Origin of the sequence: Aquimarina macrocephali (genome assembly GCF_051627225.1) — a bacterium.
GTDB classification, from domain to species: Bacteria; Bacteroidota; Bacteroidia; order Flavobacteriales; family Flavobacteriaceae; genus Aquimarina; species Aquimarina macrocephali.
Map to the genome: position 1 here is coordinate 2726911 of NZ_CP151795.1, position 23296 is coordinate 2750206.

Genomic DNA, 23296 nt, shown 5'->3' on the forward strand with positions numbered 1-23296 from the left:
GTAGTGCAATTAATTGAAGATCTATTCGTTAGTTAATAATAAACCTAAAATAATACCCAAATCTGATTCAAGAAATGAAAATAAAACTAATCTAGCCTAATTCAATTTTAATACCTACTCTACAGATTGTAATGCTTTTTTGATTTTATTTATTTTTTTTTGAATTGTAAACCTACTTATGAAAAAAATACTAGTCATAGCTGTCCCATCTATGTTGTTTATTGCGTTACTTTTTTCTTTTGTTTCCGCTAAACAACCAGAATTAGCTCAAGAACCTCAAGCTATTCAAATATCGCAACCCACAGAAGTTTATTTCCCGAATTCACTTAAAGAACGATTGGCCGATTCTATCCAGGCGTATTTTAACAAAGCTATAAATCAGAATCAAATTGTAGGAGCAGCAGTGGCTATTGTAAAATGTGATTCTATTATTTATGTAGATGGTTATGGTAAAAGGAATATAGCTTTAAAAGATAAAATCAATGAAGAAACAATCTTTAGAATCGGTTCGGTTTCTAAAGGTTTTGCAGGTATACTTACGGGAATTCATGTAGAAGAAGGCTTATTAAATTGGGAAGATAGAATTGTAGATTATGTTCCTGATTTTCAGCTTTCTAGTAAAGAACGAACCAGAAAGGTGACCTTGTCTCATGTGTTATCACATACTACAGGTTTACCATATCATAGTTTTACCAATCTAGTAGAAGATGGATTATCAATAACAAGAATTGCAAGCAAATTTAAAGAGGTACGTACTATTGAACAACCGGGTAATATATATAGCTATCAAAATGCTGTTTTTGCGTTAAGTGGCAAGGTAATAGAACAAGTTACTGGTAAACCTTTGAGAGAAGTTATTCAAAATAGGATTTTTAAACCTCTACAAATGACTACTGCTTCGGCAAGTTATGAAGCTCTTAAAGAATCTGATAATGTGGCACAACCACATCAGCGTATTCGACATGGATGGCGTTCTAAACGTATTAATAAAAAGTATTATAATAATGCCATAGCTGCAGGAGGAATTAATGCAAGTATAACAGATATGGGTAAGTGGATGAAATTTTTGCTCGGAAATAATCCAGAAGTTATGATGCCTAATACAATGCGCACAGTATTTAGTCCAAAAATACAAGTAGGAGGAAGAAGACAGTATTATCAGAAGTGGCCTGGATATTCAAAATCTTTCTACGGATTAGGATGGCGCGTACATTCTTTTGTAGACGCTGATACCAAAGAGTCAAGTACTATTGTGCATCATGGAGGAAGTGTTAATAACTATAGAAGTGAGATTGCAATTTATCCTAACGAAGATCTAGGAATCTGTGTACTCTTTAACAGTCAAAATAAAATGGCCAAAAATTGTATACCTACAATTTATAAAATGATACAAGAGATAATGACTACTCAGAACGATCAATTGCTAAAAGAATCTTTAGTATTGCTATAAAATTTTTAAAAGCTTATTTTAATATAAAGGCTCCCTTTTTGTCTGTACGATGAAAAGGGATTTCTTGTTTTATACAGCTAATTTCCCATTGATCAATATAACTTTTGTAATTACTAGCATCTGCAACGACTTGTTTTGGATGTAAACTATCAATTACTCTGTCCAGATGAATTTTTGGAGAACCTGATAATATAATAATATCGGGTTGAAAGCTTTTGATATGATAGATTGAAGTACTGTCAATAACCATAATAGTTTGTTTTTTATATTGGTAAATGTTTTTTAATCGCATAACGGTATCCAAAGTAGCTTGATTTTTGGTGAGATAGTTACCGAATAAGAAATGTTGTGTTTTTACAGCAATAGTATCTTTACTGTAGATTCTCAATTGCTCGTTTTCTAGGATCCCCAAAGTAGTGTTACGCTGGTTATGAAATACAATTAATTCTTCCAGATTTGATGCCGTATGCTTTTCGTAGATCAAAATTGAAAGTAGTATAATAATGGATATCCCTAACCAATAAAATTTTCTTCTTTCATATTTTTTAAACATCATTGTTGAAAGAATAATAATGAAATATAAGATAATACCTATACTGGTCGAGAAAGGAATATTTTTAATAACAAAACTTTCTTGATCGGCTATCCATACAATAATAGTATTCATAATGTCAATACAATTACCAAATAAAGCTGCTATAGACTCAGGAAGAATATTTAGATAAGCGAGCAGAATAACCAATATCCCAAACCCGAGAATACCTCCCAAAAAAGGAATAATAATGAGGTTAGAGATAAAAAATAAAAGCGGAAACTGATGAAAATAAAAAAGAGAAAGAGGTAGCAGTCCAAGTTGAGCAGCTATAGTAACTGTAAATGTTTCCCAGAGTTTTTTAGAAAGATAAAACCTAGGCCGGTATATTTTGAATAATAAGGGTTGTATCCAGGCTATCGCAAAAACTGCTAAATAACTTAATTGAAACCCTACCGAAAACAATAGTAAAGGGTTAAAGCAGATTAATATAAACAGAGAAATAAACAATGAATTATAAATACTTGTTTTGGATCTAATTTGCATTCCTATGGCAAGAAAAGAAAACATAGTGACTGCTCTAAGTACCGATGGGGATAACCCTGCAATAATAGCAAAACACCAAAGCGATAAAATAGTGAGAGTTAATTTGATTGTTTTTCCATTTTTATAATATCTGTCAAGAGGTTTTAAAAAGAAATTTAATAGTAGTAAAATGATTCCGACATGAAGCCCCGATACTGCCAAAATATGAATAGCACCAGCATCTCGGTAATCATCAAATGTATCTTGACTTATATCTTGCCTTTGTCCCAAAAGCAGGGCATTGATAATGGATAACTGTGTGGAGTCAAAATCATATTTGGATAATTTTAAAGTACAGGTTTTTCTAATTTGATTTGCTAAGTACCCTAGTGAATATTCAATTTTATGATTATCAATAAGCTGATGAGGCAATACAATGATCCTATGTGATATATATTGAGTATATAAATGTTTTGAGTAATCAAATTGGTATGGGTTTAAGGCACGAGGAATAGGTTTTAGCGTTGTGAATGTGGTGTAAGTGCTGCCTATATCCAAAATGTTTTGTGAGCTATCTCTAGCGACCTGAAGTAATATTTTACCATGTGCTGCTTTGTCATCTACAAATTTGGTAGAGACAATGTATTTATTATAGTAGAATGAAGGCTTTAATCGTTCTTTAATATAAAATTGAATTCCTATATCATATGGTTGCACTTTCGGATTAATATGATTGCTATAATGACTAGAATAATTCTTTGGGTTGTGGATTTTGACTAAAGCTATTCCAAAAATGATAAAAACAACAACCATTATAATAACAAAGGAATATCCTTTGCTGAATATCTTTTTTGATTGTTTCCATGAAACACCAAGGATACAGATAGAGATTAAGAAAGTTAATACTACAATTTTAGGAACAATAGTCAAATGGTACCCTATAAGTATACCGAGTAGGGTCGAAATAGTAATGACTATAAAAGGAATATTAATGAGTTTCACATTAGAGACTTATGTAGTAAGTTATTTTGAGTAATCATTAATTGCTCAAAAATGTTCATAGTACAATGATAGGGGACCCCAGTTTCATTTTTCGGAACTGGGATTATTAAGGAAGTAGGAGCAACCTTGTTTAGGAATTTATAAGAGGATAATTATTTTCCCGGTAAAATAGAAGTGTAAATACGCGGGTTATAAGACTCTTCTGGCACCAGCAAAGCACTTGTTCCAATATTTCTCATCAAGACTAGATATAATAACCCCTCTTGATGTAGATGCATGTATGAACTTAATGACTCCTTTGGTTTCAACGACAAGCCCTACATGAGAAATAACATTTTTTCTTTTATTGGTTTTAAAAAAAAGTAAATCACCAACGATTACCTTTTTTAATGATATAGCTTTGCCCTGGGTAGCCATAGTTCTGGAAGTTCTCGGAAGGACAATATTCTCTTTCTTAAATGAAGTATATACCAAGCCAGAACAATCCATTCCTTTTTTTGTAGTACCTCCAAATTTGTACCGGGTACCACCAAAAGTTTTAGCATAACTCACAATGCTTTTAATTTTTTTGGAGTTAGGGCTTCTGGTTGTTTTGACCTTAACGCTAGTTTTATTTTTTGAAGTTATAACCGCTTTGTTTTTAGAAGAACTCCCACAAGAGGTTAAAACTATAGTTATAGTAATTAAAAGATAAAAGACTACTCTTTTCATTAGACTTGGGTTTGTAACAAAAGTACACGTTTTTGCTTAAAATTTTCAAGAGTTAATATTGTTTAAGAACCTTCCAATTTTTATTATTGCCATAAATAAATACTTTGTACTAGTACAAAGTATTTATTTACACCTTGGAATTACGGGTTTTGCGGTATTTGTCTAAGGTTATAGAGTAAAAGACAATATATTTTAATACCTTATTAGTTAAATACTTATTAATATTCTTCAGATGAAATTGAAGGTGCTCCCATATAGTATGTGTTTTTTAATACATTTTGGTATTGTCTCTTTGACAGCACAAGTTGCTGATAAAGAGATAAATTCTGATAGTATAAGGGAAATTTTAGAAGAATCTTCAAAGTCATTTTCAACACAAACAAAGGAAGGGAAAGAAAAGGGGATCTATTTTTTAGAACTCGCAGAAAAATTGATAAAAAAAGTTAATGATCCCTTGCTTGAAATTCAGATTAATAGAACGAAAATAGATTTTTTTCTTGGTACTCGAGATACCCTTAGAGTTGAAGAGTATTTAGCCAAAAATCTAAAAATCATTAAACTAATAGATAATAAAAGACAGCTAGGATTGTATTATGAAGGACTTGGAGTGCATAAATCTATGCAAGGAAAAAAAGAAGAAGGGTATCAAGCTTATCTTATTGCAGAACAGCTATTAAGGAAATATGGGAAAACTAAAGATGTGATTGATATTAATTACAACCTTAGTGTGAGGTATTTGCAGGAAAAAAGATGGAATGAATCTATTGAACATGCACTAAAATCAACAAATGCAATAAGAAAAACAGGAGTCAAACAGGATAGAAGAAAGAATTTAAATCTGTTTTTGACAGAAAGTTATATCAATTTAAAAGAATTTGAAAAAGCAGAACTCTATTTTGACACTATTGAAAAGGAAAAATCTGCTTATTCTGGAGATTTAAACTTTGAAGGAAGGTTGTATTCTAATAAGGGGTTGTATTATGAGAAGATTGGAGACTATAAAAATGCAACACTTTTTTATAGTCAATCCTTTAATAATCTTTTAGAGTACCATGCACAAAGAACAAGAGAAGTAAGTACCACACTTGCATTATCCAATCAATTAAATCTGAAAGAAGAAGAAAATAAAAGGATAAAACTAGAAAATGACTTAAAAGCCGAGCAATTAAGAAATAGAGGTTATATTATCTCGTTAAGTGTAATAATTATTCTGGGATTAATTCTAATGAGTATAATTCAATACAGAGTCTCTTTATATAAAACTAAAATAAATAGATTGCTCCAAAAGAATTATGGAAAATTAGTAGAAGCTAATCAAAAAGTAGATGAAGCATTAGAAGCTAAATCAGAATTTTTGGATTCGGTAACTCATGAACTTCTCACTCCGTTAAATACAATAAAAGGAACAACATTTTTATTGCAAAAAGAAGAATTGACACCTCATCAGGTAAACCAAATGAAGTTAATCAATTTATCTAGTGACTATTTATTGAATTTGATTGCCGATGTAATTCATCTAAATGATCTTGAAAAAGGAAAATTAGAGCTGAAAAATGAGAAATTTGATCTAAGAGAATTATTGAATAACTTAATAGATTCTTCTGTGTTAATGAAGGATAATAACAATAAAATTCATAGAAAAATAGATAGTGATATCTCTGGTCATCTAAAAGGGGATGCCCTCAGAGTTTCCCAAATCTTCTTGAATATATTGGATAATGCTTTAAAGTTTACGAGAAACGGAGATATTTATATTGAAGCCTCACTGGTTTCGAAAATAGATAATAAAGCAGAAATAGAGTTTTCTGTCCGAGATACCGGTATAGGTATGTCTGAAAAGCAAATTAGTAAGGCTTTTGAAGCTTTTCATCAGGGATCAGTTAAAATCAATAGAAAATATGGAGGTACCGGACTAGGGTTGTCGATCGTAAAAAAAATACTGAAATTACAAGGAAGTGATATTATTTTAAAATCAAAACCAGGAAAAGGGACTTCAGTTTTGTTTACCATGAAATTTGATATTCCTGAACAGCTAATAGAGAAAAATACTTTCTCGGGAAATGGTCATGACGAATCGCTAGAGAGTATTAATGTTTTGTTGGTTGAAGATAACAAGGTAAATCAATTAATTACAGAAAAAATAATTTCAAATTATGGCTTTTACTGTGATTCTGCTAATGATGGAAAAGAAGCAGTAGATATGGTTAAGAAAAATAAATATTCTATGATCTTGATGGATATTATGATGCCAAAAATGGATGGCTTTGAAGCAACAAAATATATTAAACAATTTGATAAAGGAATACCAATAGTTGCATTAACGGCAATATCCGAAAAGCTAAACAGAGAAAAATTTAACGAAGTAGGAATATACACTGTTCTTAATAAGCCGGTAGATCCAAAATTGCTTTACGAAACCATTATGGTGTGTTGTGACAAATAGAAAATCAATTTTTTATAGATTCCACAATTAATTTTGCGGTTTTATCATTCGCACCTATACCACCAAGTTTTTTTTCAAGATCATAATAATCCAAAAACATAACAGCTCTTTTATAATCATCAATTATTATCGTAAGTTCTTCCTTAAGTCTTTTAGGATTAAATTCATTCTGTATTAATTCGGATACAACTGGTTTATCCATAATTAAGTTTACCAAAGAAATATAGTCAAGGCTAATAATTCGTTTTGCAATTTGATAAGAAATATAACTCCCTTTATAGCATACAACTTCTGGCACTTTAAATAAGGCGGTCTCTAGAGTCGCAGTACCCGAAGTTACTAAGGCAGCATTACTAAGACTTAATAAATCATATGTTCGATTCATAATTAAGTGAACTCCTTGTTTTTTAATAAAAGGAGCATAAAAAGAAGTTTCCTGACTTGGTGCACCTGCAATGACAAACTGGTAATTAGGGAAATCATCTACAACAGTAAGCATAACCTCAAGCATTTTACGAATTTCTTGTTTTCTGCTTCCAGGAAGTATGGCAATAATAGGGCGATCGTCCAAATTATATTCAGCCTTAAATTTTTCGGGCATAATTTGCTTATGATCTGCAATAGCATCAATTAATGGATGTCCTACAAATTGAACCGGAAATTCATGTTTATCCTCATAAAAAGATTTTTCAAACGGTAGAATTACGTACATCATATCAACACATCGTTTGATAGATTTTATTCTTCCTTCTTTCCATGCCCATATCTGAGGAGAAATATAGTAATGTGTCCTGAATCCTTTTTCTTTTGCCCATTCTGCAATACGCAAATTAAACCCCGGATAATCTATAAAAACAATTGCATCTGGTTGAAAACTTGTAATATCTCGTTTACAAAGTTTTAGATTTTTAAGAATGGTAAACAAATTTAATAAAACCTCTATAAACCCCATAAATGCTAAATCTTTATAGTGTTTAACCATCGAGCCACCAACAGCCTGCATAAGATCTCCACCCCAGAATCTGAATTCTGCTTGAGGATCCTCTTTAAGAATTGATTTCATAAGATTTGCACCGTGTAAATCCCCAGATGCTTCTCCCGCGATGAGGTAGTATTTCATGTGTTTATATTTACTATTTTTCAAAAGTCACATGCTGTTCGCTATTAATCATTGTTTTGGAGTGATAAAGCTTTTAGCATGCTCGTTTCATGTTTTTTAATTTTCTTAAGGGCAGATAAAATATCAAACAACTACAAATTTAACGTTTCCGAAGTATCGAAAACTAACATTTGTTTTACCGATTTTATCTAAAAAATATGATATTATGTTTTTAAGATCATCCAAATTTACTAATTGCAATACAAATAGCCGCAATAAGCGTAGCAAGAAGCACGCCACGAGCTCGATATATATTATTTTTTCTTAAAAAAAGAAAGAAAACAATTAGATTAGGCATCGCTCCTAAAGCAATTAAGCTTCCTAAAGAATCATTCTCTGCAGAAGCTTTTACCATTTCAGTAAATGATAATCCCTGAGAGCTTAGTGCAGAAAAAATAAATACGCACAAGATAAATCCTATAGCATTCACAAATAAGCCGATTGTAAAACCAATAAAAATCTCTTTTTTAATCATGTAATGACCAGTTGTTTAGTTCTTGTATAAAGTGATGAGCAGTAAGATCAAATTGAGTAGGTACTATAGAGATGTAGCCGTGATGTAGTGCCCATTCATCAGTATCTTCACCCTTATCTTCGTTAATAAATTCACCAGAAAGCCAGTAATATTCTCGTCCCATAGGGTTTGTTCTCTTGTCAAACTCTTCTACCCAATGGGCATTCGCCTGGCGACATATTTTTACACCTTTTATGTCTTCTTCGATTAATTTTGGAATATTCACATTAAGAACTACTCCTTTTGGTAACCCGTTTTTGAGGACATTTTCTACAATAATTTTTACATATTTCTTCGAAGGCTCAAAATTTGCATCCATACTATAATCAAGTAATGAAAACCCAATGGCAGGAATTCCTTCAATGCCTGCTTCGACAGCAGCACTCATTGTACCCGAGTAGATTACATTAATTGCTGAGTTTGAGCCATGGTTAATCCCACTTACGCATAAATCAGGTTTCCTGTCAAGGATTTCACGGGATGCCATTTTTACGCAATCTACGGGAGTACCCGAACAACTATATTCTTTTTGTGGAGCATTTTTATTAATAACAACAGGATCACAATAGAGAGTGCTATTAATTGTTATAGCATGACCCATTCCGCTTTGCGGACTATCTGGGGCAACTACCACAACATCACCAATTTCATTCATTACATCTATAAGTGCACGTATTCCCGGGGCAGTAACCCCATCGTCATTAGTGACTAAAATCAATGGTCTTTTTTGCGGCATAGCTTAAAATTTTACGACTGTAAAAATACACTTTTTTTATACGAAATAAGAATTCCTAAAAAGTCAATATCTACTAAAATAGTAATGATAAATATTTCATTAAAAAATTATAAAACTATAAATACGAACAGATGGAATTTTAAGAGAATAAAGAGTAAGAAATAATATTAGCTCATTTAAGAAAAATTTAGTATTATTACGTGTTATTGGCACGATTTTTAATGTATTTTGCCTTGAATCCCTAAATTAAATGAGCGTATGAAAAAGAGTTTTTTGATTTTGATGCTTACCGTGATCGTTTCGGCAGCTTCTTGCAGTTTTACCACAAAGGTTGAAAATGATCCTGATAAAGATAAATTGCTAATTGATTTAATAAGTTATGTCTTAGGTAAAGGACATTATGATGCAAAGGATATAAATGATGATTTTTCTAAGGAAGTTTTCTCTGATTATGTTGATGCCTTAGATCCTCTGAAACGATATTTTTATAAAAGTGATATTGAAGAATTTAAGAAGTTTGAAAAACTGATTGATGACGAAATCAGAAATAAAGAAATTACTTTCTTTAATCTAACTTATGATCGTTTGCAACAGCGAATGGCAGAGGCTAGAACATTACATAAAGAAATTTTGGAACAACCTTTTAACTTCGAGAAAGACGAAAGTATCGATACAAATTATGAAAACTTACCTTATGTAGAGAGTAAAAGTCAAATGAAAGACCGTTGGAGATTGCAACTTAAATTTAATGCATTATCTAGCTATTATGATAAAGTTGAAGAGCAAATAGATTCTGTTACCAAAAACAGTAATTATAGCCGTAAAACTTCGATTGTCTTAGAAAAAGAATCTCGTGAAATCACAAAAACTTCACTAAAAGAATATTTTGAATTTGCAGATGATTTAGAACGAAAAGACTGGTTTTCGATATATATCAATTCTATTGTAGAAGAATTTGATCCTCATACCTATTATTTTGCTCCTCAGGATAAAGATAGATTTGATATTGCAATGTCAGGAAAGTTAGAAGGAATCGGAGCCAGATTACAAAAGAAAAATGATAATGTAAAAATAATAGAGATCATTTCTGGAGGTCCTGCATGGAGAGGTAATGAGGTTGAAGTAGGGGATCTTATCATGAAAGTAAAGCAAGAAGATGAAGAGGAACCTGTAAGTATTGTAGGGATGCGACTTGATGATGCTGTAAGTTTAATTAAGGGCCCAAAAGGCACAAAGGTAATGCTAACAGTAAAGAAGGTTGATGGTACTATCGAGATTATAGAGATTGTTAGAGATGTTGTAGAGCTCGAAGAGACTTATGCAAAATCATCTACAGTTAAAAAGAATGATAAAACATTTGGGATTGTTAATTTACCAAAGTTTTATTTTAATATGCAAGATTATAATCAACGTAATGCTGCTAAAGATGTAAAACAAGAAATCATCCGTCTTAAAGAACAAGATATGGATGGTCTGGTAATTGACTTACGAGATAATGGAGGAGGTTCTTTACAAACTGTAGTAGATATTGCAGGACTATTTATAGAAAAAGGTCCGATAGTACAAGTTAGAACAAAAGGAGAGTCTCCAGAGGTTTTAAGTGATAAAGACAGAAATATACTTTGGGATGGTCCATTAGTTATTTTGGTAAATGAATTATCTGCTTCTGCTTCAGAAATATTAGCTGCGGCGATGCAAGACTATAAAAGAGCAATCATTATAGGAAGCAAGCAAACTTATGGTAAAGGAACTGTTCAAAACGTAATGGATCTTAATAGATGGATGCGCAGTAATGATTTTGGAGATCTGGGAGCCTTAAAACTTACTACTCAAAAATTTTATAGAGTTAATGGAGGTTCTACACAGTTAGAAGGAGTAAAAAGTGATGTTGTAGTTCCAGATCGTTATAGTTATATTGATATTGGTGAAAAAGATCAGGAAAATCCGCTGCCATGGGATAAAATAGCTGCTGCTGATTATGACCTTTGGGATGGTTATATTGATTTTGATCAAACAATCAATAATAGTAAAGAAAGAATGTCTAAAAATGATCAATTAAAATTAATTGAAGAAAATGCAAAGTGGGTTAGACAAAAAAGAGATATAAACAAATATTCTTTACAGTTTAGTAAGTATAAGTTAAATATTGCACTTAACGAGAAACAAGCAGAGCGTTTTGATGCGATTAGTGATTATAAGACCAATTTAACTTTTCAATCTTTACCTTATGAAAAAGAATTGATGAAAAAGGATTCGATTCTAACAGAGAAAAGAAAAAGATGGCATAAAAGCCTTAGTAAAGATGTTTATGTAGAAGAGGCGATTAGTGTTCTTGAAGATTTGAAAATCAATAACATTCGAAGATCTAAAAATCCACTTACTACGGTAAAGAATTAATACATATTAATGCCCAAAGAAAAATCAAACTCTTTAAGTATACTGGCGCTCCAAAAATTCAAGAAGAATTTTTGGGGCGTCTTGAGTTTTTATTTTATTGTTCTTTGTGCAATCATTGCGGTTTTTGCTTATGTATTGGCTCCTGATAATTCTCAGAATGCAAATCAAATGCATTTATCCATTCATTCTAAACCCCCTGGGTTTAAAGTTAAAATGCTCACTATTCCTTCTCAGGATGTATCTGATCAATCTTTTCTAAGTAAAATCTTTTTTGGAGAAAAAAATACAGATACAGAAACCCCTATTGATCGGTATACTATACAAAATGGCACACTAGAAATTTCTCCTTACAGTGAAGGAGAAATTATAGAATTGTCAAAAGAAATCAAATTTGAACGTTTTCCAAAAGGTTTAACATCAGAAGAGATAACTAATACCTATATAAAAACACAGACCTTTATTTTAGGTACCGATAAATACGGAAGAGACTTGTTAAGCAGAATGCTGGTCGGTATTAGGATTTCATTTTCTATTGGTTTTGTGGCTGTATTAATTTCTCTGATTTTGGGAATATCATTGGGGGCAATCGCAGGATATTTTGGAGGCAAAGTAGATGCCATGATCATGTGGTTAATAAATGTTACCTGGTCAATACCTACTTTGTTGTTGGTTATTGCTATTACTTTGGCCTTAGGAAAAGGTTTTTGGCAGGTTTTTATTGCAGTTGGGTTAACAATGTGGGTAGAAGTAGCTCGTGTGGTTAGAGGACAGGTATTAAGTGTAAAACAGATGCAATACGTGACTGCTGCAAAATCATTGGGTTTTACCAACTTTAGAATTATTACAAAACATATACTACCCAATAGTTTAGCACCTGTAATTGTGATTTCTGCAGCAAACTTTGCAGGAGCGATTCTTATCGAAAGCGGCCTAAGTTTTCTGGGAATAGGAGCGCAACCACCAATGCCAAGCTGGGGAGCAATGATCAAAGATCATTATTCTTATATTATCTTAGGTAAAGCATATCTTGCCATTATCCCTGGATTAGGGATTATGAGTCTGGTAATGGCATTTATGCTAATAGGAAATGCACTTCGAGATGCATTAGACGTGAAAGGGTAGAAAATAAAAAACCGTGTTGAGTATATAATACTCAACACGATTTACTGCTTTTAAAATTTGATTATCGTTTTTTTAGAAACAAGGCGGTCCTTGAACCCATGTAGTTCCGTTATGATAACAGCAACTTAAGGCAGGGTTGCAACCTCTTCTCTTAAAAATTAGAGGAGTTATTCCTCCTGCTATGTCTTTTTGTTGTTCTTTAGAAAGATGTTTAGCATCTTTCAATTTTGAAATCTGATTCATATTAATAGGTTTTAAGGTTAAAGATTTTTTTGTTATTCAGTTTCAAGAGGTTCCTGAACCTCAGAAATGGTATCTTCTTGATTTTCTGTCATCATACTCATGAAGTAGAAAAACTCATTATAATTATACTTTTTAGGATATAACGTAGTATTAATAAGTGATGCAGGAGTATAGTAAAGATTGTTTTTTTGTGCCCATTCAGATTGTTTTTTCAAAACTTCAAGATGGTTTTGATTATCTTGAGGGATGCCATATTCTTTTATCCATTTACTATGAGTTCTGTCTGCAAACCACTTGTTGTAGGCAACAATAAACTCATCTGGTCCTTTACTATAATATATTTCTAAAAGAATAAGAGCTATTTGTGTGGCTTTATCATTAGTATCGTCTGTTTTAACGTTTAAACGAATACTAATTTGAAGTTTATCCCCCATAGCTTTTAAAACGCGTGTATAGGCCTCAAAAGCATCTTTGCAATACCCACACATAGGATTGGTAAGACTAATAATTTTAAAACTTGCATTAGGGTTACCTAAAATAATTTCATTTGGTATTGCCGAATTATCTTCAATCTTTTCTGAAATACTAAGCAAATGATTATAAATCTGACCATCTCTTTTGAAATGATTTAGTTTAAAGTTATCTGCTTTAAATTTTTTATTTTCTTTTACTTTTTCTTTGGTGTATAAATAGGCTAAAGCAAATAAAGACGAGAGCATTATAAAACTTACAACATCCGAAATATCAATATTAAATGGAATATTAAGTATAGCTATGATTGCTAATCCAACAGATATAGAGCCCATCGCCAAACATACAGCACACCATTTTTTTACAATTAATGCTTGAGAATAAATAGAATATAAGATAAAAGGAATGCCTATCAATGAAGGGACTAATAATATACTATTGAAACCATAAAGTATTTGATATAATGAAATAGAACCAAAGAAAACTATCCCAGCATCGGCTAAAGAAAAATTCTTAAAAAGTTTACCACTATTGTTATTTATAACCTCTCCACAGTTCGTATTTCCGACCGATGTACAAAATTGATGCATAGCCTGAGACTGTATTCCTAAGCTTTCTCGTACAGCAAAGAAACTGAAAACAACTCCTGTAAATGATAACAGTAAAAAGAGAATTTGACTAATATCCCAGGGCCTTCCGTAAAAAGCGAGAATTAAACTAGTTACTAATCCAACAAATAATAGGTTTTGAATAAGAGATTGATTAGAAATAAGTTTTTGTTTTGCATTATACTCAACAGCAATTACCTTGGGAATCCAGATTTCTTTAAATTCATTAAAAGTGAATTTCTTTTTCTTTAGGCTGGTATGTTTAAGTTCAATACTATCATTTTTTTTGATTACCGTAACGATTTCCTCTGCATTTTCTACCGTTATTAATGAAATAAAACTTTTTGGAAGTTGATCCAAAGCATCCATAGGGATTTCTACGGCAATATTATCGATATCAAAATAATCTAAAGTGTCTGTAATAGATTGAAAACTGGGATAGCTGGGATGTATTTGTAATTGTAGTTCCAAATCCTTTTTGGTATAATTTCCAATCCTGTTTTGGATCAAAACACTTTCCACAATTTTTTCAATAGTATTATTCATGCGTATCTGGCTTAGTATTGTTAGTATACTATGTGGCATTTTAATTCTTAATGACAAGAAATACCACAAGTCATTTTACTTCAGAAAATAATTTTCTCTAAAGTAAAGATTTTATTGAGTAAAAAGGAATGCTTTGAGCTCAAAAAATATATGGTTAAACCATAGTAAGGTTGTTTTTTTTTGTTAATTTTTTAATGTAAAACATTGATAAATATAATTTTACATGATATTTTGAATTGGGTCGGTCTAATAATAAAAATATCGTTAATCTTTTATAAAGTTTTAAAAACCAGCTATTCTTAATAGTCATGATAGCGTATTAGAATTATATAAATCCATATTAAGTAGTTGATTCTTTAAAAGAAAAGATGGGTTTGTGTAAATAGAGATGTGGTGTAAGAGGATGGATTTCTAGAAATCCATCCTCTTTTTTCCTAACTAAAAAATGGCAACTTTTATATATAGTCTACATTGTTTTTTTAGACAGGGTAGCTACATACATTGTCAATACATCTAGCACCTGTACAACAAGATATGCCATTTTTCCCCTTGCTACATGGAGCACCATTACAGCCACGTTTTTTTCCTCCGTTAATAGATTGCTGTTCTTTTTTGTTCAATGTTTTACCATTGGTAAGATTTAGAATGTTTGATAACATAATTAAAATTTAAATGAATTAATGTATTCCCCGAACTTTTATAGACACTCAGGTATGTGTCTCTAAGAGTTTTCATTATTTTTCTTAAAGTAATGTGAGGTTTTTGAGTAATTTAATTATGATAATACTGTATTGTTATTTTTTACGAAATTAGGATGCTATCAATGCTACATTGTCCTGATTCTTTGATTTTTCAAGAAATCAGGACAATTTTATATGTTTTTATTGGTGCACTATTTAAATTTATATAAAAGGAGTTTTTGATCTTGTTAGATATGTTATTGGATCACAAATAATAATCTTAACAAGACACAGATGTGTTGATATAGAGAATAATAAAAGAGGATGAATTTCTAAGAATCCTTCCTCTTTTTATAAACCAAAAACTAGAGGTTTATGACTCTCTTAGGCCCAGTAACCACATAAGTTATTTTGACAAGTAGTACCTCCACAACAAGGTACATTATTTTTACCACTGCTGCATGGATTGCCATTACAGTTATTGGCTCTTCCTCCATTAATAGATTGTTGTTCTTTTTTGTTTAATGTTTTACTATTGGTAAGATTTAAAATGTTTGATAACATAATTAAAATTTAATAAATTAATATAGTATTCCCCTGAACTTTTATAGACACTCAGGTATATGTCTCTATGGTTTTACTATTTGTTTTGAAGTAGTAGAATAGATTTTGAGTTATTTTTGTCTGATAAAAATTACCTTTTGTAACGAATCATAAATAAATAGGGGGTTTTTTTAGTATTTTTACAAAAGAGACCTCCTTGCTAGAGGTTTATAATTCTTAATTCCAATAACCACATACATTATTACGACAGGTAGCGCCTCCACAGCAATATGCATCACCATTTCCACTGATTCTACATGCTCTTCCAGCACAGTTAAAGTGCCCTCCGTTAATAGATTTTTGTTCATTTTTGTTCAATGTTTTACTATTGGTGAGATTTAAAATGTTTGATAACATAATTAAAGTTTTAAGATTTAATTTCCCGAACTTTTATAGAGACTCAGGTATATGTCTCTTCTAAGATTTTACTATTTATTTTAAGTAACATATAGCTTTCTAATAGTTTTGTAAAACTAGTATGTTGTAATTTTTTATGTTTTTGTTGGTGTACTATTTAAATTTATATAAAAGGATTTTTCGACCTTAGTATATCTCTTGTTGGATCACAAATATTAACAAGGCACAGATGTGTTGATATAGAGAATAATAAAAGAGGATGAATTTATGAAAATTACCCTCTCCTAAACTTCCTCTAACAAGGAGAACTTCATATATATAGTTGACATATATTTAGTTTACACTTAAAAAGTCTACTACAACAAGCACCGTGGCCATCAACCATGCATGGATCACCTTGGCAATTGTCGTTTATTCTTCCTCCGTTAATAGATTGCTGTTCATTTTTGTTCAATGTTTTACCATTAGTGAGGTTTAAAATGTTTGATAGCATAATTAAAGTTTTAAGATTTAATTTTCCGAACTTTTATAGACACTCAGGTATATGTCTCTACGGTTTTACTATTTGTTTTAAGTAACAGATAGCTTTCTAGTATTTTTGTAAAACTAGGATGCTATTGATACTATATTGTCCTGATTCTTTGATTTTTCAAGAAATAAGGACAATCTTGTCAAATTTTACAGGATGTTATTTGAATGTCTGAATATTAGAAATCAATAGCAATGTTTTGTTATTTTTGCTTCTTCAAAATGATATAAGAATGAAAAGAAAATATGTGTACCCACTATTGATTATTATAGTTACCGTTGGGTTTTATTACTTTGAGAGGTATATTGAAAATAATGATTTTACGGATAAGAAAACTAAGAATACGACCGATTTTGGTTTTTATTACCTTCCGACATCTACTACAGGAGCCGTAGTAGTTCATGATTTTTATTCATTATCATATTCTGAAAAACATGAACAGGCAGAATGGGTAGCTTATGAATTAAAAAAGGAGCATTTATCTGCAAATGAATTTAAACGACCTTTTTTTGAAGAAGACAGAAAAGTGAAATCGTCTTCTGCAGATTGGCGCAATTATAAGAATTCTGGATATGATAGAGGGCATTTATGCCCCGCGGGAGATAGAAGATTTACATACCAAGCTTTTGAAGAGACATTTCTTACTTCGAATGTCACACCTCAAAATCATGAGTTTAATAGTGGTATCTGGAATTATTTAGAGCAAAAAATAAGATATTGGGCCAAAGTATATGATGGAGTATATATAGTAACTGGAGGTGTATTATCAGATAACCTTTCTACAATTGGATATGAACATATCTCTGTGCCTAAACAATTTTATAAAATTGTATTCAATAATTCTTCTACTGATCCAAAAATGATAGCTTTTTTGATGCCACATAAAGATACTAAAGCACCTTTAAAAAACTTTGTTGTATCGGTAGATGAAATCGAAAAACTAACAGGGATTGATTTTTTTGCAACATTAGAGGATAAAATAGAGAATCAATTAGAAGCCTCTTCGGCTACAAAAGGGTGGAAATTTTAATATTGATTTTTTTGGACTTTACCACTCATTTACTCGATTTGAATCTAGCTTAATAAAAATGAAGAGTAAAATTGTAAACCCCCATAAACTTGAACCCCCGTAGCTAAAAAAAGGCAGAGGAATTCCAATGGTTGGCATTAATCCTGTTACCATACCTATATTTATTGTAAAATGAATAAATAAGATGCCGACAACACTGTATCCATATACACGACTAAATTGAGATTTTTGCCTTTCGGCTAGGTGAATAAGCCGAATTAATAATAAAACAAATAGAGCTATAATCATAGTTGCACCTAGAAAGCCCCATTCTTCACCAACAGTACTAAATATGTAATCAGTACGTTGTTCTGGAACAAAGCCTCCTTTGGTTTGTGTTCCTTCTTTAAATCCTTTACCAATCCAACCACCACTACCAATAGCAATCTGACTTTGATTGGTATTATAGCCTATACCTTTAGAATCTACTTCTTTACCTAAAACAATATTAAACCTATCTCTATGCCTTTGTTCGAATACATGGTTAAAGATATAATTAACCGAAAAACAGAATCCAGCTACTACAATAATAGTAAGAAGATATCTTGAGTATTTTGGTTTTCGTTTTCTATTTCTAATGAGTATAAAAAGCATAATAGCTGCAACCGCCAGAACTACCCATATTGGATTAAAAAGCAATGTGAGGATAAATAGTCCTGCAGCAGAAGCTCCAACAATTAGATATATAGTGGCCAGGCCTTCTCTGTACAATGGAAAGAAAAAAGCAGCATAAACCAATGCACTCCCCGGGTCGGGTTGGGGTATAATAAATATGGCTGGTATTGCAATAATTAAAAAAGCTCTAACCTGATAGCCAAGAATTTTTATATTGGTTTGCATATCACTTAAGAATTTAGCCAGAGCTAACGCAGTACATGCTTTGGCAAACTCTGAAGGTTGTAGTCCGGCAGGTCCAATCTGATACCAGGATGTTGCACCGTTTATATTTTTTCCAAATACAAAAAGACCTAATAACGATAGTAGTGATATTACATAAATCAATCCTGCAAAGCGTTCATAAAATTTTGCTTCTATTGCCTGAGTAATAATAATCAATACGATACTGAATAGAATCCAATAGGCCTGTCTAACATATGCCTGTGAGAAATCTGTTAATGAGAAAGCTTCATTCTCAGAAGAAGCAGAATATATGTTTACCCATCCAAAACCAACGAGTAATAAAAATAATAAGACCGTTATCCAATCTATTGCTGCCACACTGGATCTTGCCATTATTGATTAATTTTAAAAGGTTCGCCACTATAGGGTTTGGCATATTCTTCTTCGAGGCTATGTGTAAGAATCCAATCTTCTAAATCTGTTCTAGAGATGACTCCGTTTATATGTTGTTCTATCATTAGCGAAGCAATTTTTCCGGCATAACGAGCACCCCAATATCCATTTTCGACAAATACAGCAATTGCTATTTTGGGATTATCTTTTGGCGCAAATGCTATAAACACAGAGTGGTCGGTAAGCTGTGTTTTTTTACCATCAATTTTAGCAAAATTTTCTGCTGTTCCTGTTTTTCCACAAATCTCAATCCCTTTAACTTGCAGGGATCTTGCAGTACCTTGGGTGTATACTTGATACATTCCTTCTATTACAGGCTCGAAATGTTCTTTGTTAATAGTTGTAATCTTAGGAATAGTATAGTTTTCATTTTCTATAGGTTTGGTATCTATTGCTTTTATAATATGAGGAGTAAAATAATGTCCTCTATTTGCAATTGCTGCGGTCATATTTGCTAATTGTATAGGAGTAGAAAGTACTTCTCCTTGTCCGATAGCATTAGATAATGTCGCTGATGCATACCATTTATAAGTTGGGTATTGATAAATTTTATTGTAATATTTTGCGGTTGGCACTTTTCCTCTTTTTCCGGTTGGTAAATCATAACCCAAATAATTTCCTAAACCAAAACTTTCAACATGTTTCCTCCAGGTTTCCATTCCTTCTTGAGGAGTATCATATTTCTCAATAATTCTTCGATATACTGTTGCGAAATATGCGTTACAAGAATTCGCTATACCTGGAATCATATTTAATGGACTTCTATGAGAATGACAACCAAGTTTCCTTCCATTTTTTCCGTAATAATACCCCATTCTACAAGAAATACTTTCCTGAGTATCGATTACCCCTTCCTGTAATGCTATTAATGCATTAACAGTTTTAAAGGGTGATCCCGGAGGGTATTCTGCTTTTAAACCTCTGTCAAAAAGTGGTATCGCTATAGTGTCATAAACTAATTTGGTGAAGTTCGGAGATCTTTTTCGTCCTACTAATAACTCTGGTTTGTAAGTAGGTGCGGTTATTAGCGCTAAAATTTCTCCTGTCGAGGGTTCTAGCGCTACAATGCCTCCTCGTTTATTTTCCATTAGTTTTTGCCCATATGCTTGTAGTTTTGAGTCTAGGGTTAAGGTAAGATCTTTTCCATTTACAGGAAGGGTGTCAAATTTTCCATTTTTATATGGGCCTATGTCTCTGTTAAATCGATCTTTCTGAATTCGTTTTACTCCTTTGATACCTCTAAGTTCATTTTCATATTGTTTTTCTACACCATCAATACCAATAAGGTCTCCAGAGAGGTAATAAGTATCTTCTTTTATTAACCTTTCGTTGACCTCACCAATATACCCTAATACGTTTGCAGCATTAACAGTTTGATAATCCCTTAATGAACGTTTTTGAATATAAAAACCTTCAAATTTCCTCATTTTCTCCTGAAGATATGCATACTCATCTTTAGTCAATTGTGGTATAACAATAGAGGGGACTCTTGGAGAATAGATTCTGGCTTTTTTGAGCCTTTTTATAAGTTTATCTTTACTGATATTAAGAATAGAACAAAATTCTAAAGTATCAAAAGGTTTTAATTCCCTGGGAATAACCATAACATCATATGAAGGTTGATTGGTAACCAACAGCCTTCCATTTCGATCATAAATAGCACCTCTTTGGGGATAGTCGTAAATTACTTTAATCGCATTATCTTCTGATAACGAAGCAAAAGAAGTATTGTATATCTGCAAATAAAATAGCCTTGCAACAAAGACAATACCAGTAGTAATAATTATTAGGTAGAGTAGTAACTTTCTCATGAATCATTTCTTCTAAACAATACTAAAACCAACATGGTAATCACTATTGTAAATAAACTAGAAAATAACGTTTTTTTGATGATTAATAGTATGTGAGAGAAGTTAAAAATTTCTAACGAGAAAAGTACAATATGATGTGTTAAAACCATTAAGATTACATAAGCAAAACGCTCACCAAATCCAACATTGCTTAGTTTTACAGTTTGAAACTCATAACTAAGTCCGAATACCGACCGTAATGCTACTGGACGAAAAAATGCAATAACGGTACAGGCGGCGGCATGTACGCCTCCAGAATCACCAAATATATCTATGATCAGCCCTAACATAAAACTTACTACGAGAAAAAGGCCTTTATTAATATTAATGGGGGCCAGAAGAATAAAAATGATATAGATATAAGGGTTTAGATATCCTAAAAAGTTAATATGGTTTAAGATAAATACCTGGATTAAAACCAAAACAATGAATCTAACAATATGTAGTAAAGTATCCCTGTTCATGATCTAATTTTCTAAGCTTTTAATTTCTTCAATATCTCTACTTTTTATAGCATAAATAAAACCGATATCACTCATGTCGTTAAATAATTTGACATCTATTAAATAGTAGCTTTTATTTTGATTTAATTTATAATTCGCAATTGTTCCTATTCCTATTCCTCTAGGGAAAATGGTTGAACGACCATGTGTTATAATAGTATCTCCTTCTTTAAGAATTGCTTGTCTCGGAATAGTTTCTAACTGAACAATGTTTGGGTCTTTTCCATTCCAGATTAAAGAACCATACTGGTTGGACTTTTTTAATCCAGCATTAATTCGAGAATTACTATTAAGGATAGAAATCACTCTACTATAATTTTTTGAAGTATTCTCTATAATCCCTATAATACCTTTATCTGTTATAACACCCATGTCGGGTACAATACTATCTTTTTCACCTTTATTAATCAAGATGTAGTTATCAATTTTGCTATAATCGTTTTTAATTACTCTGGCTTTAGTAAAAGTATAAGGTTTATCAAATGATAGTGTGTCTAAATATTTTGTAGCAATAGAATCTGCCCCCAGAGCACTTAATTGATTACGAAGTTTTTCATTCTCATCTAATAATCGTTGGTTTTCCTCTTTTAAACCAAAATAATCACTCACAGAGTGTTGCCAACTATATAATTCTCCGCTTAAGAAATTAGTAGAACTAACAAATTTACTTCTATGGTATGAATGTGATTGTATGGTGAAAATCAGTGCTATACATAATAGCAGAAGAAATAGCAGAAAACGTTTATTCTTAATTAAAAAATTAATAATCTGCTGCATGATTTAGAGTATGATGACTTCTTTAGTTAAACGTTCTATGTTTTGGGCTAAGTCTTACTTAGCAAGTATTAAAGCAGGATAACGTAAAATCAGAAATTTAGGTATATTTCAGGAATGTTTTTTTCAAAACATTATTTTATCAATACACTCTTATACCTGTTTAGGTTTTTTAGTGTAATTCCTGTACCTCTTACAACTGCTCTTAACGGGTCTTCTGCAATATAAACTGGTAAATCTGTTTTTTGTGATAAACGCTTATCTAACCCACGGAGCATAGAACCTCCCCCTGCAAGATATATACCGGTATTATAAATATCTGCAGCAAGTTCTGGAGGAGTTTGCGATAAGGTTTCCATTACTGCATCTTCGATACGTAGAATAGATTTATCAAGTGCTTTAGCCATTTCTCTATAAGAAATCTGAACCTGTTTAGGTTTTCCTGTAAGTAGATCACGACCTTGAACATTCATTTCTTCAGGTGGTAATTCTAAATCTTCTGTGGCAGCACCAATTTGTATTTTTATTTTCTCAGCAGTACGTTCTCCAACATATAAGTTATGTTGTGTACGCATGTAATATATAATATCATTGGTAAATACGTCTCCTGCAATTTTTACCGATTTATCACATACAATTCCTCCTAATGCAATAACTGCAATTTCTGTAGTACCTCCACCTATATCCACAATCATATTTCCCTTAGGTTGCATAATATCAACACCAATACCAATTGCAGCTGCCATAGGTTCATGGATAAGGTATACTTCTTTTCCGTTTACACGTTCTGCACTTTCTTTTACTGCTCGCATTTCAACTTCGGTAATTCCTGAAGGAATACATATCACCATACGTAAAGCAGGTGCAAATATTTTTTTCTTCAATGCCGGGATATCTTTGATAAACATACTTATCATTTTTTCACTGGCATCAAAATCAGCAATTACCCCATCCTTAAGTGGGCGAATAGTTTTTATATTCTCATGGGTTTTTCCTTGCATCATGGCAGCCTCCTTTCCGGCTGCAATAATTTTACCAGTCATAATATCTCTGGCTACAATAGAGGGACTATCCACTACTACTTTGTCATTGTGGATCACTAATGTGTTAGCGGTACCTAAATCTATTGCAATCTCTTCGGTAAAGAAGTCAAAAAATCCCATAAAAGTCAAAAAAAGG

20 protein-coding genes are annotated in these 23296 nt (G+C 31.8%); 5 read left to right on the forward strand and 15 right to left on the reverse strand.

Annotated elements, in window-relative coordinates:
- Nucleotides 1-178 precede the first annotated feature (178 nt).
- Nucleotides 179-1450 (forward strand): serine hydrolase domain-containing protein, encoded by a 1272-nt coding sequence (locus AAFU52_RS11795; protein WP_024772421.1) that lies wholly within the window; start codon nucleotides 179-181, stop codon nucleotides 1448-1450.
- Nucleotides 1451-1463: 13 nt separating this feature from the next.
- On the opposite strand, the gene AAFU52_RS11800 is transcribed toward AAFU52_RS11795, so the two are convergent.
- Nucleotides 1464-3509 (reverse strand): ComEC/Rec2 family competence protein, encoded by a 2046-nt coding sequence (locus AAFU52_RS11800; protein ID WP_438426513.1) that lies wholly within the window; start codon nucleotides 3507-3509, stop codon nucleotides 1464-1466.
- Nucleotides 3510-3698: 189 nt separating this feature from the next.
- Entirely contained in the window at nucleotides 3699-4220 is a 522-nt protein-coding gene (locus AAFU52_RS11805; protein ID WP_024772419.1) for a C40 family peptidase, read from the reverse strand.
- A 232-nt stretch (nucleotides 4221-4452) separates the two neighbouring features.
- Here AAFU52_RS11805 and AAFU52_RS11810 point away from each other — a divergent pair, with 232 nt between their 5' ends.
- Entirely contained in the window at nucleotides 4453-6663 is a 2211-nt protein-coding gene (locus AAFU52_RS11810; protein WP_084050558.1) for an ATP-binding protein, read from the forward strand.
- A gap of 4 nt (nucleotides 6664-6667) precedes the next feature.
- Here AAFU52_RS11810 and lpxB read toward each other — a convergent pair whose 3' ends face one another.
- The 3 genes from lpxB to surE all read right to left on the reverse strand — a co-directional run bounded on the left by lpxB (nucleotide 6668) and on the right by surE (nucleotide 9072).
- Nucleotides 6668-7783 (reverse strand): lipid-A-disaccharide synthase, encoded by a 1116-nt coding sequence (lpxB, locus tag AAFU52_RS11815; RefSeq protein ID WP_438426514.1) that lies wholly within the window; start codon nucleotides 7781-7783, stop codon nucleotides 6668-6670.
- 217 nt (nucleotides 7784-8000) lie between these two features.
- Nucleotides 8001-8297, reverse strand: a complete 297-nt coding sequence (locus tag AAFU52_RS11820; protein WP_106791896.1) for a hypothetical protein — start codon at nucleotides 8295-8297, stop codon at nucleotides 8001-8003.
- Complete coding sequence (surE, locus tag AAFU52_RS11825; protein WP_438426515.1) at nucleotides 8290-9072, reverse strand: 5'/3'-nucleotidase SurE; 783 nt, start codon at nucleotides 9070-9072, stop codon at nucleotides 8290-8292. Before surE ends, AAFU52_RS11820 begins: the two co-directional genes overlap by 8 nt.
- Before the next feature lie 258 nt (nucleotides 9073-9330).
- Between surE and AAFU52_RS11830 the strand changes: the two genes are divergently transcribed.
- Entirely contained in the window at nucleotides 9331-11469 is a 2139-nt protein-coding gene (locus AAFU52_RS11830) for a carboxy terminal-processing peptidase (protein ID WP_438426516.1), read from the forward strand.
- Between the two features lie 9 nt (nucleotides 11470-11478).
- The gene (locus AAFU52_RS11835) at nucleotides 11479-12591 is read left to right on the forward strand and encodes an ABC transporter permease (protein ID WP_438426517.1); all 1113 of its coding nucleotides are present in this window, start codon (nucleotides 11479-11481) and stop codon (nucleotides 12589-12591) included.
- A gap of 72 nt (nucleotides 12592-12663) precedes the next feature.
- On the opposite strand, the gene AAFU52_RS11840 is transcribed toward AAFU52_RS11835, so the two are convergent.
- The 5 genes from AAFU52_RS11840 to AAFU52_RS11860 form a co-directional block, all read right to left on the reverse strand.
- Nucleotides 12664-12834, reverse strand: a complete 171-nt coding sequence (locus AAFU52_RS11840) for a hypothetical protein (RefSeq protein WP_161635331.1) — start codon at nucleotides 12832-12834, stop codon at nucleotides 12664-12666.
- 32 nt (nucleotides 12835-12866) lie between these two features.
- Nucleotides 12867-14459, reverse strand: a complete 1593-nt coding sequence (locus AAFU52_RS11845; RefSeq protein WP_438426518.1) for a vitamin K epoxide reductase family protein — start codon at nucleotides 14457-14459, stop codon at nucleotides 12867-12869.
- Between the two features lie 479 nt (nucleotides 14460-14938).
- Nucleotides 14939-15118, reverse strand: a complete 180-nt coding sequence (locus tag AAFU52_RS11850) for a hypothetical protein (protein ID WP_152538657.1) — start codon at nucleotides 15116-15118, stop codon at nucleotides 14939-14941.
- A 405-nt stretch (nucleotides 15119-15523) separates the two neighbouring features.
- Nucleotides 15524-15703: a hypothetical protein gene (locus tag AAFU52_RS11855; RefSeq protein ID WP_024772410.1), complete on the reverse strand. Its 180-nt coding sequence runs from the start codon at nucleotides 15701-15703 to the stop codon at nucleotides 15524-15526.
- 216 nt (nucleotides 15704-15919) lie between these two features.
- Nucleotides 15920-16099 carry a hypothetical protein gene (locus tag AAFU52_RS11860; protein WP_152538656.1) on the reverse strand — a complete coding sequence of 60 codons (180 nt, stop codon included), beginning with the start codon at nucleotides 16097-16099 and terminating at the stop codon, nucleotides 15920-15922.
- A 761-nt stretch (nucleotides 16100-16860) separates the two neighbouring features.
- On the opposite strand from AAFU52_RS11860, the gene AAFU52_RS11865 reads away from it, so the two are divergent.
- Nucleotides 16861-17658 carry a DNA/RNA non-specific endonuclease gene (locus AAFU52_RS11865; protein ID WP_438426519.1) on the forward strand — a complete coding sequence of 266 codons (798 nt, stop codon included), beginning with the start codon at nucleotides 16861-16863 and terminating at the stop codon, nucleotides 17656-17658.
- Between the two features lie 18 nt (nucleotides 17659-17676).
- Here the strand turns inward: AAFU52_RS11865 and rodA are convergent, their stop codons facing one another.
- The 5 genes from rodA to AAFU52_RS11890 all read right to left on the reverse strand — a co-directional run bounded on the left by rodA (nucleotide 17677) and on the right by AAFU52_RS11890 (nucleotide 23280).
- Nucleotides 17677-18930, reverse strand: coding sequence for a rod shape-determining protein RodA (gene rodA / locus AAFU52_RS11870; protein WP_438426520.1), 1254 nt, complete (start codon nucleotides 18928-18930; stop codon nucleotides 17677-17679).
- Entirely contained in the window at nucleotides 18930-20801 is a 1872-nt protein-coding gene (gene mrdA / locus AAFU52_RS11875; protein WP_438426521.1) for a penicillin-binding protein 2, read from the reverse strand. The genes rodA and mrdA overlap by 1 nt, the downstream gene beginning before the upstream one ends.
- Entirely contained in the window at nucleotides 20798-21304 is a 507-nt protein-coding gene (mreD, locus tag AAFU52_RS11880) for a rod shape-determining protein MreD (protein WP_438426522.1), read from the reverse strand. Before mreD ends, mrdA begins: the two co-directional genes overlap by 4 nt.
- A 3-nt stretch (nucleotides 21305-21307) precedes the next feature.
- The gene (gene mreC, locus AAFU52_RS11885) at nucleotides 21308-22120 is read right to left on the reverse strand and encodes a rod shape-determining protein MreC (RefSeq protein ID WP_024772405.1); all 813 of its coding nucleotides are present in this window, start codon (nucleotides 22118-22120) and stop codon (nucleotides 21308-21310) included.
- A gap of 131 nt (nucleotides 22121-22251) precedes the next feature.
- Entirely contained in the window at nucleotides 22252-23280 is a 1029-nt protein-coding gene (locus tag AAFU52_RS11890; protein WP_024772404.1) for a rod shape-determining protein, read from the reverse strand.
- Nucleotides 23281-23296: the final 16 nt, after the last annotated feature.